At 35.5% G+C, this 13,900-nt stretch carries 13 protein-coding genes; all 13 read left to right on the top strand.

The genetic code is table 11. From position 1 onward, the window contains the following. Positions 1-2: 2 nt before the first annotated feature. The 13 genes from JG537_RS00225 to JG537_RS00170 all read left to right on the top strand — a co-directional run bounded on the left by JG537_RS00225 (position 3) and on the right by JG537_RS00170 (position 13,379). Entirely contained in the window at positions 3-929 is a 927-nt protein-coding gene (locus JG537_RS00225) for an aspartate carbamoyltransferase catalytic subunit (protein WP_199542335.1), read from the top strand. A 72-nt stretch (positions 930-1,001) separates the two neighbouring features. Next, positions 1,002-2,090: a carbamoyl phosphate synthase small subunit gene (locus JG537_RS00220; protein WP_132869727.1), complete on the top strand. Its 1,089-nt coding sequence runs from the start codon at positions 1,002-1,004 to the stop codon at positions 2,088-2,090. A 107-nt stretch (positions 2,091-2,197) separates the two neighbouring features. Then, complete coding sequence (carB, locus tag JG537_RS00215) at positions 2,198-5,377, top strand: carbamoyl-phosphate synthase large subunit (RefSeq protein WP_199542334.1); 3,180 nt, start codon at positions 2,198-2,200, stop codon at positions 5,375-5,377. A 205-nt stretch (positions 5,378-5,582) separates the two neighbouring features. Further along, positions 5,583-6,797 (top strand): efflux RND transporter periplasmic adaptor subunit, encoded by a 1,215-nt coding sequence (locus JG537_RS00210; RefSeq protein ID WP_199542332.1) that lies wholly within the window; start codon positions 5,583-5,585, stop codon positions 6,795-6,797. A gap of 14 nt (positions 6,798-6,811) precedes the next feature. Continuing rightward, complete coding sequence (locus JG537_RS00205) at positions 6,812-7,522, top strand: ATP-binding cassette domain-containing protein (protein WP_199542330.1); 711 nt, start codon at positions 6,812-6,814, stop codon at positions 7,520-7,522. A 12-nt stretch (positions 7,523-7,534) separates the two neighbouring features. Next, complete coding sequence (locus JG537_RS00200) at positions 7,535-8,764, top strand: ABC transporter permease (protein WP_199542328.1); 1,230 nt, start codon at positions 7,535-7,537, stop codon at positions 8,762-8,764. 86 nt (positions 8,765-8,850) lie between these two features. After that, positions 8,851-9,441, top strand: coding sequence for a TVP38/TMEM64 family protein (locus JG537_RS00195; protein WP_199542326.1), 591 nt, complete (start codon positions 8,851-8,853; stop codon positions 9,439-9,441). A gap of 364 nt (positions 9,442-9,805) precedes the next feature. After that, positions 9,806-10,465 (top strand): MIP/aquaporin family protein, encoded by a 660-nt coding sequence (locus JG537_RS00190; protein ID WP_199542324.1) that lies wholly within the window; start codon positions 9,806-9,808, stop codon positions 10,463-10,465. 187 nt (positions 10,466-10,652) lie between these two features. Next, positions 10,653-11,051, top strand: a complete 399-nt coding sequence (locus JG537_RS00185) for a hypothetical protein (protein ID WP_199542319.1) — start codon at positions 10,653-10,655, stop codon at positions 11,049-11,051. A 48-nt stretch (positions 11,052-11,099) separates the two neighbouring features. After that, on the top strand, positions 11,100-11,894 hold the full coding sequence (locus JG537_RS09805; protein WP_343068208.1) for a CHAP domain-containing protein: 795 nt from the start codon (positions 11,100-11,102) through the stop codon (positions 11,892-11,894). Between the two features lie 48 nt (positions 11,895-11,942). After that, complete coding sequence (locus JG537_RS00175; RefSeq protein ID WP_199542318.1) at positions 11,943-12,449, top strand: hypothetical protein; 507 nt, start codon at positions 11,943-11,945, stop codon at positions 12,447-12,449. 66 nt (positions 12,450-12,515) lie between these two features. Then, entirely contained in the window at positions 12,516-12,683 is a 168-nt protein-coding gene (locus JG537_RS09660; RefSeq protein WP_246454250.1) for a hypothetical protein, read from the top strand. A 6-nt stretch (positions 12,684-12,689) separates the two neighbouring features. Then, positions 12,690-13,379 (top strand): cell surface protein, encoded by a 690-nt coding sequence (locus JG537_RS00170; RefSeq protein WP_246454249.1) that lies wholly within the window; start codon positions 12,690-12,692, stop codon positions 13,377-13,379. Positions 13,380-13,900 lie beyond the last annotated feature (521 nt).

Raw genomic sequence — 13,900 nt, 5'->3', positions numbered from 1 at the left:
AAATGGCAATTACAGATGGTGTTGTTTCACTAAAGCATTTGGTAACAATGGAAACATTATCAAATGAAGAAGTGCTTGGCTTAATTAAACGTGGTATTGCGTTTAAGAATGATGAAGTCGACTTTAGTTTGGACAGACAATATTTTGCGGCAAATCTTTTCTTTGAACCATCAACGCGTACACATAAATCATTCGAAGTGGCTGAAAGAAAACTTGGTTTGGATGTTATCGAATTTGATGCTAAAACAAGTTCAGTTAACAAAGGTGAAACTTTGTATGATACGATTCTCACAATGAGTTCACTTGGCATTGATATTTGTGTGATTCGACATTCAATGGAAGATTACTACAAGGAATTGATTGATAGTCGAACAATTCAAACAGCAATCGTCAATGGTGGTGATGGTTCTGGTCAGCACCCAAGTCAGTGTTTACTTGATTTGATGACAATTTATGAAGAGTTTGGTAGTTTTGAAAATCTAAAAGTGGCTATCGTTGGTGATATTACGCATTCACGTGTTGCAAAATCAAACATGCAAATCCTAAAACGTTTAGGGGCAGAGTTGTATTTTGCAGGTCCAGAGCAATGGTATTCAAGTGAATTTGATGTTTATGGAAAATACGTTGCAATCGATGAAATTGTTGACAAAGTTGATGTCATGATGATGTTGCGTGTTCAACATGAACGCCATGATAGTGAACGTGGTTTTTCAAAAGAAACTTATCACAGAGCATACGGTCTAACATATGATCGATATGATAAAATGAAGTCTTCTGCCATCATCATGCACCCAGCACCTGTTAATCGAGATGTTGAAATTGCTGATCGCTTGGTAGAAGCGCCAAAATCAAGAATTGCTACACAAATGCAAAACGGTGTTTTTGTACGAATGGCAATTCTAGAAGCCGTACTTAATGGTAAGGCTTGATAACTTATTATTTTGAAGTGTCTGCTAATAAACGTTAAAGTGCTCCCGTGAGAGCAAACGAGAGGAATAAAAATGGCAAAAAGACTTTTAATTTTAGAAGATGGAACAATTTTTGAAGGGAAGGCATTTGGAGCTGACCTCGATGTGACTGGTGAGATTGTGTTCAACACAGGTATGACTGGTTACCAAGAATCAATCACTGACCAATCTTACAATGGTCAAATCTTGACGTTTACTTACCCACTAGTTGGTAATTATGGTATTAATCGAGATGACTACGAATCAATTACACCAACTTGTAAAGGTGTCGTAGTTTCTGAAAATGCTCGTCGAGCAAATAACTGGCGTAACCAAATGACCTTAGATGAGTTTTTGAAAGCAAAAAACATCCCAGGTATTTCAGGAATTGATACCCGTGCCCTTACAAAAATTATTCGTCAACACGGTACAATGAAAGCAACTCTAGCAAATGCTGGAGATACAATTGAGCATTTACAAGATCAATTGCGAGCTACAGTGTTGCCAACAAATAATATTGAACAAGTTTCAACAAAAACAGCTTACCCAGCACCTGGTGTTGGTAAAAATATTGTTTTGGTGGACTTTGGACTTAAACATTCCATTCTACGAGAATTTTCAAAACGTAAATGTAATGTGACAGTTGTCCCTTACAATATTTCAGCTGAAGAAATTCTTCATCTTAATCCTGATGGAGTGATGCTATCAAATGGTCCTGGTAACCCAGAAGATGTTCCTGGTGCGCTTGATATGATTCGTGGTGTTCAAGGCAAAATTCCAATCTTTGGTATTTGTATGGGACATCAATTGTTCAGCTTAGCTAATGGAGCTAAGACATATAAGATGAAATTTGGTCACCGTGGATTTAACCATGCTGTTCGAGAAATTGCAACTGGACGTATTGATTTTACAAGTCAAAACCACGGTTATGCAGTTGATCGCGACACACTTCCTGATTGCCTTATGGTAACACATGAAGAAATTAATGATAAATCTGTTGAAGGTGTTCGTCACCGTGATTTCCCAGCTTTCTCAGTTCAATTCCACCCAGACGCTGCGCCTGGACCACATGATGCAAGCTATCTTTTCGATGACTTCATCGAATTGATTGATGCTTTCCAAGCTGAAAAAGCTAATCGTTAAAAAAGTCATTCGACATCAAAATCTTGTCGGTAAATTGCAAAATGACTGACAGCAAGGTCATTAACATATTTAAAGTCAATCAGAGAGTTGACAAATAGGAGAAAATAATGCCAAAACGTACAGATATTAAAAAAATTATGGTGATTGGTTCTGGTCCGATTATTATCGGTCAGGCAGCAGAATTTGACTATGCCGGAACACAGGCTTGTTTAGCCCTCAAAGAAGAAGGGTATAGCGTTGTTCTTGTTAACTCAAACCCTGCAACAATCATGACTGATAAAGAGATTGCAGATAAGGTTTACATTGAACCTTTGACAACTGAGTTTGTTACTCGTATTCTTCGCAAAGAACGTCCAGATGCCCTTCTTCCAACATTGGGAGGACAAACTGGTCTTAACATGGCAATGGAATTGTCAAAAGCTGGTATCCTTGATGAACTCGGTGTTGAGTTGTTAGGAACAAAATTATCAGCTATTGACCGAGCAGAAGATCGTGATCTCTTCAAACAGTTGATGGAAGAACTTAATCAACCAATTCCAGAATCTGAAATTGTCAATACTGTTGATGAAGCTGTTGCATTTGCAGAATCAATTGGTTATCCAGTTATCGTTCGTCCTGCCTTCACCCTTGGAGGTACTGGTGGCGGTATGTGTGATAATGAAGAAGAACTTCGCGAAATCGCTGAAAATGGTTTGAAATTATCACCCGTAACACAATGTTTGATTGAACGCTCAATTGCTGGTTTTAAAGAAATTGAATATGAAGTAATGCGTGATGCTGCAGATAACGCCCTTGTTGTTTGTAACATGGAAAATTTTGACCCAGTTGGTATTCACACTGGTGACTCAATTGTTTTTGCGCCAACACAAACTCTTTCAGATATTGAAAACCAAATGTTGCGTGACGCTAGTCTAAGTATCATTCGTGCCCTTAAAATTGAAGGTGGCTGTAACGTTCAGCTAGCACTCGATCCAAATAGTTTCAAATACTACGTTATCGAAGTTAACCCACGTGTATCACGTTCATCAGCTCTTGCCTCAAAAGCAACAGGTTACCCAATCGCTAAATTGGCTGCTAAAATTGCCGTTGGTTTGACACTTGATGAAATGGTCAACCCAGTAACTGGAACAACATATGCTATGTTTGAACCAGCTCTTGACTATGTGGTTGCTAAAATTCCACGTTTCCCATTTGATAAATTTGAAAATGGTGAACGTCGCTTGGGAACTCAAATGAAAGCGACAGGTGAAGTTATGGCAATCGGTCGTAACATTGAAGAATCACTCTTGAAGGCTTGTCGTTCACTTGAAATTGGTGTTCATCATAATGAAATGCCAGAGCTCACAAATGTTACTGATGATGAATTAGTTAATAAGATTGTTCGTGCTCAAGACGATCGCTTATTCTATCTGTCTGAAGCTATCCGTCGCGGATATACGATTGAAGAGTTGTCTAAATTGACAAAAATTGATCTCTTCTTCCTTGATAAATTACTTCACATTTTTGAACTTGAGCAAGAGTTAGCCAGTCATATTGGAGATGTTGATGTTCTTAAAGAAGCTAAGCGTAATGGTTTTGCAGATCTTAAAATCGCTGAGCTATGGAACATAACCGCTGATGAAGTACGTGCTATTCGTACAGAAAACAAAATTATCCCTGTTTACAAGATGGTTGATACTTGTGCGGCTGAATTTGAATCAGCTACACCATATTTCTATTCAACATATGAATGGGAAAATGAATCAATCAAGTCAGATAAAGAATCAATTATTGTACTTGGTTCAGGACCAATCCGTATTGGTCAAGGGGTTGAGTTTGACTATGCGACTGTTCACTCTGTTAAAGCTATCCAAGCTGCAGGATATGAAGCTATTATCATGAACTCAAATCCTGAAACAGTATCAACTGACTTCTCAATTTCTGATAAACTTTACTTCGAGCCATTAACATTTGAAGATGTTATGAATGTTATCGAGCTTGAGCAGCCAAAAGGTGTTATCGTTCAATTTGGTGGTCAAACTGCTATTAACTTGGCTGAGCCACTTTCTAAGGCTGGTGTCAAAATTCTTGGTACACAGGTTGCTGATCTTGATCGTGCCGAAGACCGTGACCTCTTTGAACAAGCTTTGAAAGAATTGGATATTCCTCAACCACCAGGACAAACTGCAACAAATGAAGAAGAAGCGGTTGAAGCTGCGCGTAAGATTGGCTTCCCAGTTCTTGTTCGTCCATCATACGTATTAGGTGGACGTGCGATGGAAATCGTAGAAAATGAAGAAGATCTTCGTTCTTACATGCGTACTGCTGTAAAAGCTAGCCCAGATCATCCAGTTCTTGTTGACTCATACATCGTTGGTCGAGAATGTGAAGTTGATGCCATTTCTGATGGTAAGGATGTGCTTATCCCAGGTATCATGGAACACATTGAACGTGCAGGTGTTCACTCAGGTGACTCAATGGCGGTTTACCCACCACAAACACTTTCTAAGAAAGTACAAGAAACAATTGCAGATTACACAAAACGTTTGGCGATTGGTTTGAACTGCTACGGTATGATGAATATTCAGTTTGTCATCAAAGATGAAACAGTTTATGTCATTGAAGTTAATCCTCGTGCCAGTCGTACAGTTCCATTCTTATCTAAAGTCACTAACATTCCAATGGCGCAAGTTGCTACAAAATTGATTCTTGGTCAAAGTCTTGCTGACCTTGGTTATCAAGACGGTCTATACCCAGAATCAGATTATGTGCATGTAAAAGCTCCGGTCTTCTCATTCACAAAACTTGCTAAGGTTGATAGCTTACTTGGACCTGAAATGAAATCAACTGGTGAAGTTATGGGATCTGATTTAACGCTTGAAAAAGCTCTCTACAAAGCCTTTGAAGCCTCATACTTCCACTTGCCATCATTTGGTAATGTTGTCTTTACGGTTTCTGATGATACTAAAGAAGAAGCACTTGGTTTAGCCAAACGTTTTGCAAATATTGGCTACAGCATTTTTGCGACACATGGTACAGCAGCTTACTTTGCAAAACATGGTTTGGATTCTACTATTGTCGATAAACTTGGTGTTGATGACGATAATGATATTCCAGCACTTGTTCGTACAGGAAAAGTACAAGCTATTGTAAATACTGTCGGTACAAAACGTACACTTGATGAAGATGGAGCGATTATTCGTAGCTCTGCTATTGAGCATGGCGTTCCACTCTTTACGGCACTTGATACTGTTGATGCGATGATTCGCGTACTTGAAAGTCGTGGATTTACAACACAAGCCATCTAGTTTAATTCTTAATATACAGCAGAAGGTCTGAAGCAAAAATGCTTCAGACTTTTTTGCTTACAAACTTGTAAGGTTAAAACCTGAAAAACCTTCTATAATGGGTGATAAAGATAAACTTAGGTTTGTTCTTGACAGTAAAAAATCAAAAATGTATAATTGTTCTATCTGAGTGATACAACTATACAAAAAGAAAATGAGGATAATTATGTCTAGAAGAAGTAAATCAAGCATGTCAAAAAAGACTAAGATTATGATTGGCGCTGCTGCTGCGTTTTTTGTTATTGCTGGTGGTGGATTAATGCTATTACAAAATTCAAAATCATCTGCTTCAAAAGCTGATGTATCTTATGATGCGGTTAATGTAACAGAAGGTACTATTTCATCATCTACTTTGTTGACAGGAAAAGTAACAGCACTTCAAGAACAGTATGTATACTTTGATAGCAGCAAGGGGACTTCAGCAAAACCAACAGTTGCTGTAGGTGATCAAATTACAGCTGGTCAGCAGTTAGTACAATACGATACAACAACTGCTCAAACAGCATATGACTCAGCTGTTCGTAATCTGAATAAGGTTGGCCGTCAAATTGATTATCTGAAGAAATATGGTAATTTGCCAGCTACCTCAACAACTACTGATGAAGAAACTGGGGAAGAAAAAACTGTTACGACGCAACCAAGTCCAGAGCAAAATGCTAGTTATAACCAACAACTACAAGATTTGAATGATTCTTACGCTGATGCTCAAGGGGAAGTTAATAAGGCACAACAAGCATTAAATGAAACGATTATTACAAGTGATGTTTCAGGTACTGTTGTTGAAGTTAACAACGATATTGATCCATCATCTAAAAATAGTCAAACACTTGTTCACGTTGCTACAGAAGGTCAACTTCAAATCAAAGGAACTTTGACAGAATATGACTTGGCAAATATTAAAACTGGTCAAAACGTCAAAATTAAATCAAAAGTTTATCCTGATAAAGAATGGACTGGTACGATTTCATACATTTCAAACTATCCAAATCAAACAGCTGATGCTGCTGCATCTGATTCAAGTAGCTCATCAAATAACGCCGCTTCTTATGATTACAAGATTGATTTGACAGGGGACACTTCAAATCTACAGCAAGGATTTACGGTTTCTGTGGAAGTTGTTAACGAAAATAAAAATAAATTAGTTCCAGTCAACGCAGTTGTTTCGGAAGGTGATAAGAAATTTGTCTGGACTTACGATAAGAAATCTAAGAAAGTAAGCAAAGTTGAAGTAGCTGTTGGTAATGCTGATGCTTCGCAACAAGAAATTTTGAGTGGGTTGGAAGTCGGACAAACTGTTATTTCAAATCCTGCCAAAACATTGAAGGATGGTGAAAAGTTAGATAACGTAACTACTGATGATGCCGCTGCAAAAAAAGATTAAGAGGTGAGTGAGTAGTGAGAGATGAAAAAAGACCATTAATTCAATTAAATAATATTATAAAATCCTACCGTAATGGTGATCAGGAATTGAACATTTTAAAGGGAATTGATTTAACTGTTTATGAGGGAGAATTCGTAGCAATTATGGGACCTTCTGGTTCAGGTAAATCAACTCTTATGAATATCATTGGCCTGCTTGATAGACCAACTTCGGGCGATTATAGTTTAAATGGAACACAAGTTGAAGACTTAAAAGAAAAAGAATTAGCTAAAGTCAGAAATGAAGAAATCGGCTTTGTTTTCCAACAATTTTTCCTCCTTTCAAAAATGACAGCTTTGCAAAATGTTGAACTTCCTCTAGTTTATGCCAGAGTAAGCTCCTCAAAACGTCGTCAATTAGCAAAGCAATTCTTAGAAAAAGTTGAGTTAAGTGAACGAATGAAGCACTTGCCATCAGAGCTATCAGGTGGACAAAAACAGCGTGTTGCAATAGCGCGTGCTTTGGTGAATGATCCGTCTATTATTCTTGCGGATGAACCAACCGGTGCCCTTGACACAAAAACAAGTGTTCAAATCATGCAGTTATTGACTGAACTTAATCGTGAAGGAAAGACAATCGTTATGGTTACTCACGAACCAGAAATTGCTGATTTTGCGACACGAAAAATTGTCATTCGTGATGGTGAAATCACACGTGATACAACAGAAAGTGTCAGAATTGACTAAGGGAGGAATATGATGGAAAACTGGAAATTCGCCCTTGGATCAATCATGGGGCACAAAATGCGTTCTTTCTTGACGACATTAGGAATTATTATTGGTGTGGCGTCAGTTGTCGTTATTATGGCTTTAGGTCAAGGAATGACAAATCAAATCACTAATATGTTTGCATCAGATAGTAAAGATGTTCAAATTTACTATACAACTAAGAAATCTGATGATGTTGATATTTTTGATGATGAAGACCCAACAACGGCTGATAAAGGCCCTGCAATTAAGGAAGAATGGCTTCAAAAAATCAAAAGTGAACTTCCTGGGGTCAATAATTACTATTTAACAAATTCAACCACTTCAACAGTTGAAGGAAATCAGAAAAAATCCAAAAATGTTAATATAACAGGGGTTAATAGAACTTACTTCAGTGTTAAAAAATACAAAGTTCTTGCTGGACGAAGTTTTGAAACCAATGACTATTCAAGTTTTTCACGAATTGTCATGCTAGATACAAAACTTGCTGTTAAATTATTTGGTAGCAATGAAAATGCTCTAAATCAGCACGTTTCTATTGGCTCAAAAACATATTTGGTAGTCGGAGTGTATAAAGATCCAAATGCTGGTTCTGAACAGTATGGCATGCAATCTGGTGGTAATGCCGTGATGACTAATACTCAATTAGCAGCTGAATTTAATGTAGATGAGGTGCAAGCAGCATTTGTTCATGTAAGCGATGTAAAAACATCAACAAAAGTTGGGAAAGAGGCTGCTCGCATGATGACGCGTTTATCAGCTGTGAGAACTGGTCGCTTTACAATCTATGACATGTCAAAAATTGTTTCTCAAATCAAATCTGCCTATAGCATGATGACAACAGTTATTGGAGCCATTGCTGGTATTTCACTTCTAGTTGGTGGTATTGGTGTGATGAATATTATGTTGGTATCTGTTACAGAGCGCACACGGGAAATTGGTTTACGAAAAGCTCTAGGTGCAACACGTCAAAAGATTTTAACACAATTCTTGATTGAATCAATGGTTCTAACGATTTTGGGTGGTTTGATTGGGCTTGCTCTGGCAGTAGGTTTAACAGGATTATTGGGTAGCAGCATTCCAAACATGAAACCATCAATTTCATTAAATATCGCTTTAGGGAGTCTGATTTTCTCAGCCTTGATTGGTATTGTCTTTGGTCTTTTACCAGCTAATAAAGCAAGTAAATTGGATCCAATTGAAGCGCTTCGTTATGAGTAGTGAGAAAGTTATAAGAATTCTTGTTTAATGGGAGTGACACTTGTATAATGGACTTAAAGTGACAAATAACAATAAAGGGTGATACGATGTATGGTACTTTAAAAAAACTGATAAAATTTTTAGGAATTTTTTCAATTGTTTTAACAGTTCTATTTCTAGTCTATCTGTTTAAAAATTTGGATATTTTAAATGATCCGCATGCTTTGACAAGAGCTTTAAAAGGTCATTTAATCATTGGAAGTTTCGCTTTTCTTCTTCTACAAATTATTCAAGTTGTTATTCCGATTATTCCTGGGGGAGTGACCACTGTTGTAGGGTTCATGGCATTTGGTCCCATTTTAGGATTCATTTTAAATTATGTTGGAATAGTCATTGGGAGTATTATTCTATTCTTATTAACACGTAGCTACGGAAAACCATTCATCATGCTCTTTATTGATGAAGATACTTATTCAAAATATGAGCAAAAGCTGGCCTCGTCAACATACGAAACAGTTTTTGCGTTGAATATGGCCTCTCCGATTTCACCAGCTGATATTTTAGTTATGATTACTGGTTTATCGAAGATGTCTTTCAAACGATTTCTTTATATTATTTTGATTTGTAAACCAATTTCGATTGTTGCTTTTAGCTATTTCTGGATTTACGGTGGTCGTTTTATCCGAAGTTTCTTGTGATTTTGCTATAATATGAGTATTGTGGTGTGAAAATACAAAAGTTTAATTTAAAAGAGTTTTGAGCTACTTTTTATTGTTGTAGTAAGCAAACTAACACAAAATTAACCAAGCAACATATTTTTAATCAATTAGGTATAGAATAAAGTGCATTAGTTTTACTAGTGCATTTTATTGTATGTCTAAATTAAGTATTAAAAAAATTTTTTATTGGATTTAACCAATGTTTTTAGGGTTGAAGTTTATAAGTTGTTTAGATTTAGTCTGAGGTTTACGCATTGTCAAGATATTGTTGAAAAGTAGGCGGTTTTATTGAATGAATTTATGTTATAGTTAATTATAATTTTATAGATAAGAGGTAAAGATTATGAAGAAATTCTTTGCAGAATTGATTGGTACGTTTGTACTTGTTTTTCTGGGGACAGGAGCAGCTGTCTTAGGTGGTGGAGCAGATAGTGTTGTTGGATTTTCAGCTATCGCTTTGGCGTTTGGTTTAACAATCGTAGCTTCAGCTTACAGTATAGGTACAGTTTCTGGTGCTCATTTGAATCCTGCAGTTTCTATTGCAATGTATTTGAATAAGCGCATTGATGGTAAAAATCTTGGTATTTATATTTTAGGACAAGTTGTCGGAGCGCTATTTGGTAGCTTAGCATTGTTGACTATTACTGGTAATAATTCAGCACTAGGACAAAATGTAGTTGCTGATGGATACAGTCTTTTTACAGGATTCCTAGTTGAAGTAATTTTAACATTTATTTTTATTTTGGTTATTTTGACAGTGACTTCTGATAAAAAAGGAAATTCGAATTTAGCAGGATTAGTTATTGGTTTAACATTGACATTGATTCATTTTGTTGGTATTCCAGTAACAGGAATGTCTGCTAATCCAGCACGTAGTTTAGCACCAGCACTTTTGGTTGGTGGAGAAGCTTTGAGTCAAGTTTGGATTTTTATTTTAGCACCAATCGTAGGTGGTGTTTTAGCAGCACTTGTTGCTAAAACTTTACTTGATACAGAAGAATAAAGTATTTAGTACCTACTGAAAAATTGATAAGATTTATAGTTACCTTAGTTATAGAATTAATACACTTCAGTTTTGAGGTGTATTTTTGTTATTTACTGATTGTCAATATATTTTTGATTTTTAAAGGGTTTTATCAGTTGAATTTGTGTTATAGTAATGGTGTATTTAAAGATACGAGGTGAAGATTATGAAAAAGAAAGTTTTAGGTTTATTGCTATTATTTTTTTCAGCATTTCTATTAGTTGCCTGTTCATCAAAAAATGATATGAGTGGTGAGTATTACTTGATTAATGAATATTTTAATGAATTAAGGGTCACAATAACAAATGATAATAGTGGCTCAATTGACGTTGATGGAACTGATTATGCCATTGCTGAGATATACAAGGATAAGCAACAATTAGTAGTTAATGCAAATGGTAGAAATTATGTGGTACCTTATACATATGAAGATGGTGTTTTAACATTAACTGAAGATTCTATGTATGGTAGTTCAGCAGAGGTTTCATATTACAAAAAGGATTCAAAGGCTTGTAAAGAAGCCTTAAAGAAAAACGGTTATAAAGCAGTAGGCAAATATAAATAAAATGACTAGATAAAATTCTAGTCATTTTATTTTTAGTATTCTTCGGTTCTGTTATATTTTAATTTTGGGAACTATATACTAGTTTACATCAACCACAATATACAGAAAAAAGGCTTAATAAATATTAAGCCTTTTTCTGTCGAGTTTCATTACGATGAAATAAAATTTAGTCAAGCTTTTGGTGTCAAACCTGATAAAACCAATTCGGATTCAAACTTTAAGGTATCAACGGTTAGCTTTGAAGGTTGCTCATCATCTGGTGGTGGAACTGGTTCTTGGTCTAAAGATGGTGGTAGTGTTTCTTATAGTGCTCATAATGCTTGGAAGAAAGATGATTTACCAGCTGATTTAAAACCTTATGCGCTTAATCCTGAAAGTGTAGGATTAAAATATCGAAGTAGTTCTGGCTGGAATGCTATTGCTTATTCAGGTGGACAATGTACAGATTTGTCCACAAGTCTCATGTATGCTTTGTGGGAGAAGAATGGTTCTCATGCTACTATGACTTTAGGAAATTGGCAAGATATTGCTAAAAATTGGGCTAATAAATTTTTAGATAAACCAACAACGTCACCAACAGCAGGTGCAGTTTTTAGTCAAACACCAGCTTCTGCGGGAAATGATGTTGGATATACGGGCGTAGTTAGTCATGTGTCTGAAAATGGAGATATTTTGGTTGTTGAACAAAATTATGCTAATTTATCAGGTGAAAACGGTGGTTTTGGACAGTATACGTGGAATTATCACTATGTTCCTAAAAGTCAATATGCTAATGGTTGGATGTTTTATGATTTGTCAAAATCAGGCTATAAAATTGTAAGTAGTGCTTCATCAGTAGGATAAAAATAGTCAAACTAAAGTCTCTAAGCTATTCATATAGGAGTTTAAAAAATGAAGAAAAAAGTCATTATTGTTTTATTGATATTTTTAGCTGGAATTGCTTTTACGGTTTTTAAGTCTTGTTCACGTCAAAAACAACAGGCTGAAAAAAGGGTTATTAGTCAGTTGAAGCATTATAAGCAGTCTTCTGTTAGTGAAGAAAGTTATCTGTCAGCTAATGAAGAAGCGACAAATACTCTTGAAAGAGCAGATAAGCCACTGTCTGATGGAGAAAGTCAACAAGTTAAAGAGTCATTGGTAGTTGCTTTTGATTATTTAAATTCAGTTAATCAACATTCTGACGTGCAAATGAGTTATCAATATAAATTATCGATAACAAATCTGTCAATGGGACAAACAATGGTAACAATGCTTGAAGCTGGTTATCAATTAGATTTATCAACGGTTAAAGTTTATGAAAGTGATAACGAAAATGTTTATCAATTTACAGTTGAATTAATTAAAGAGGGGTCAGATAATCTTTCGATTGCTGGAAATTATGTAACAGGAACTCAATAGTTGGAATTAGCAAGTCTGCATGGTATTCCAACAAGTATTCAATATTAAATGTTAGGAGAGATACAAATGAAAAAAGCAAAAATTTTATCAGCGTTAACAGTATGTGGTTTGGCATTGACAATGTCTAATGTAGCGTTTGCGGATACAGATGATGTTAGTGGAACATTAGATGATTCAATAGAAGTTGTGGTGACACCATCAATGTCTGGATCTGGTTCATCAACAGGAAGTTAAACAGAAGTGACAGCAGGTGATGATGTAAGTGGTACGATTGATGATGGCTCATCAACTGTTATTGATGTTTCTACTACACAAAGTGACAGTTCAAATAATCAAACTGTATCAACAGTAGGTGAGGATAAAGTTGGTGAAACAACAAATACAGAAACACAATCAGGTTCATCTGAAGATAATAAAACAGATGTTGTTCAAGAAGGTGATAAAACAACTGAAATTAAGCAAAATGAAGATGGTACAGTAACTGTACCAACAACAGATGGTGGGCAATCAACACTAACACCAGATAAAACACAAGCAACAGATAATCCAAATATCTCAGCTCAAACAGCAAAAGAGGCTGGTGCAAGTCAGGTCGGAACAACAAGTCAAGTAACAGGACAAGTTATTCGTGATGTTACTACAGATAATCCTGTGACTCTTGCAAGCGGTCAACAATTGCTTGATATTCAATCTGGTGTTGCGATGTTGTCAGATGGTTCAAAAGTGGCTTTAACTGAGTTGGGTGCTGTTGAAAATGAAGATGGTACATTTTCGGTAACAACAAGTGATGGTGAAATGGTTACTCTCCTTGAAACAGGTCAAAAAGAAAGTATTTCAGCTTTTGTAGGAATTCTGATTCTTATTTTTGGTGTAGGTGTTGGTTTTAAAGATAAACTGAAAGAGTTGTTATCAAAAGTAAAAGATAACTAAAAATTGAGCCATGATTAAAAATCATGACTTTTATTATTTATGTTGCAATGAATTATGTTGTCTATGTGACAATATTTAAATTGATTTAAGGTGTGTTTAAGAAAGATATTTGTGGTAAACTTTAATTAATCCAAAGTTATTCTTCCCCAATATTTTTTAAGAATGATTCTTTTAATTAAATATCAAAACAATAACTTTGGAGGTGGCAAAAATCTTTTTTTGTGTTTTGATTTGTATCAAAATACACACTAACCATCTTTAGTTGTGGAGTAAAAATTATTAGAAGTGACATAATAATCTCTTTTTAATTTTTATTCTTCCATTAATTGCTTTGCGCTATGAAAATAGCGCATTTTTTTATGTTAATTTTTTTGAGTTAACTGGCTAGATCTGTTGTAATGGTTTTTATTGTCTATATGACAAATTATAGTGTTTAAAACAAGTATAACTATTAGTACTTGTTTTTTTGTTTAGAAACGAGGTAAAAAATATGGAAAAAAATATTAATAACTTTCCTGATG

The organism is Streptococcus vicugnae, assembly GCF_016461705.1.
Classification (GTDB): domain Bacteria; phylum Bacillota; class Bacilli; order Lactobacillales; family Streptococcaceae; genus Streptococcus; species Streptococcus vicugnae.
This window is presented reverse-complemented; position numbering and strand designations above follow the sequence as displayed.

Excerpts from the sequence above, each read along its gene's own strand:
- JG537_RS00225 (WP_199542335.1), top strand. The coding sequence starts at position 3 with ATGGCAATTACAGATGGTGTTGTTTCACTAAAGCATTTGGTAACAATG.
- JG537_RS00220 (WP_132869727.1), top strand. The coding sequence starts at position 1,002 with ATGGCAAAAAGACTTTTAATTTTAGAAGATGGAACAATTTTTGAAGGG.
- carB (WP_199542334.1), top strand. The coding sequence starts at position 2,198 with ATGCCAAAACGTACAGATATTAAAAAAATTATGGTGATTGGTTCTGGT.
- JG537_RS00210 (WP_199542332.1), top strand. The coding sequence starts at position 5,583 with ATGTCTAGAAGAAGTAAATCAAGCATGTCAAAAAAGACTAAGATTATG.
- JG537_RS00200 (WP_199542328.1), top strand. The coding sequence starts at position 7,535 with ATGGAAAACTGGAAATTCGCCCTTGGATCAATCATGGGGCACAAAATG.
- JG537_RS00195 (WP_199542326.1), top strand. The coding sequence starts at position 8,851 with ATGTATGGTACTTTAAAAAAACTGATAAAATTTTTAGGAATTTTTTCA.
- JG537_RS00190 (WP_199542324.1), top strand. The coding sequence starts at position 9,806 with ATGAAGAAATTCTTTGCAGAATTGATTGGTACGTTTGTACTTGTTTTT.
- JG537_RS00185 (WP_199542319.1), top strand. The coding sequence starts at position 10,653 with ATGAAAAAGAAAGTTTTAGGTTTATTGCTATTATTTTTTTCAGCATTT.
- JG537_RS00175 (WP_199542318.1), top strand. The coding sequence starts at position 11,943 with ATGAAGAAAAAAGTCATTATTGTTTTATTGATATTTTTAGCTGGAATT.
- JG537_RS09660 (WP_246454250.1), top strand. The coding sequence starts at position 12,516 with ATGAAAAAAGCAAAAATTTTATCAGCGTTAACAGTATGTGGTTTGGCA.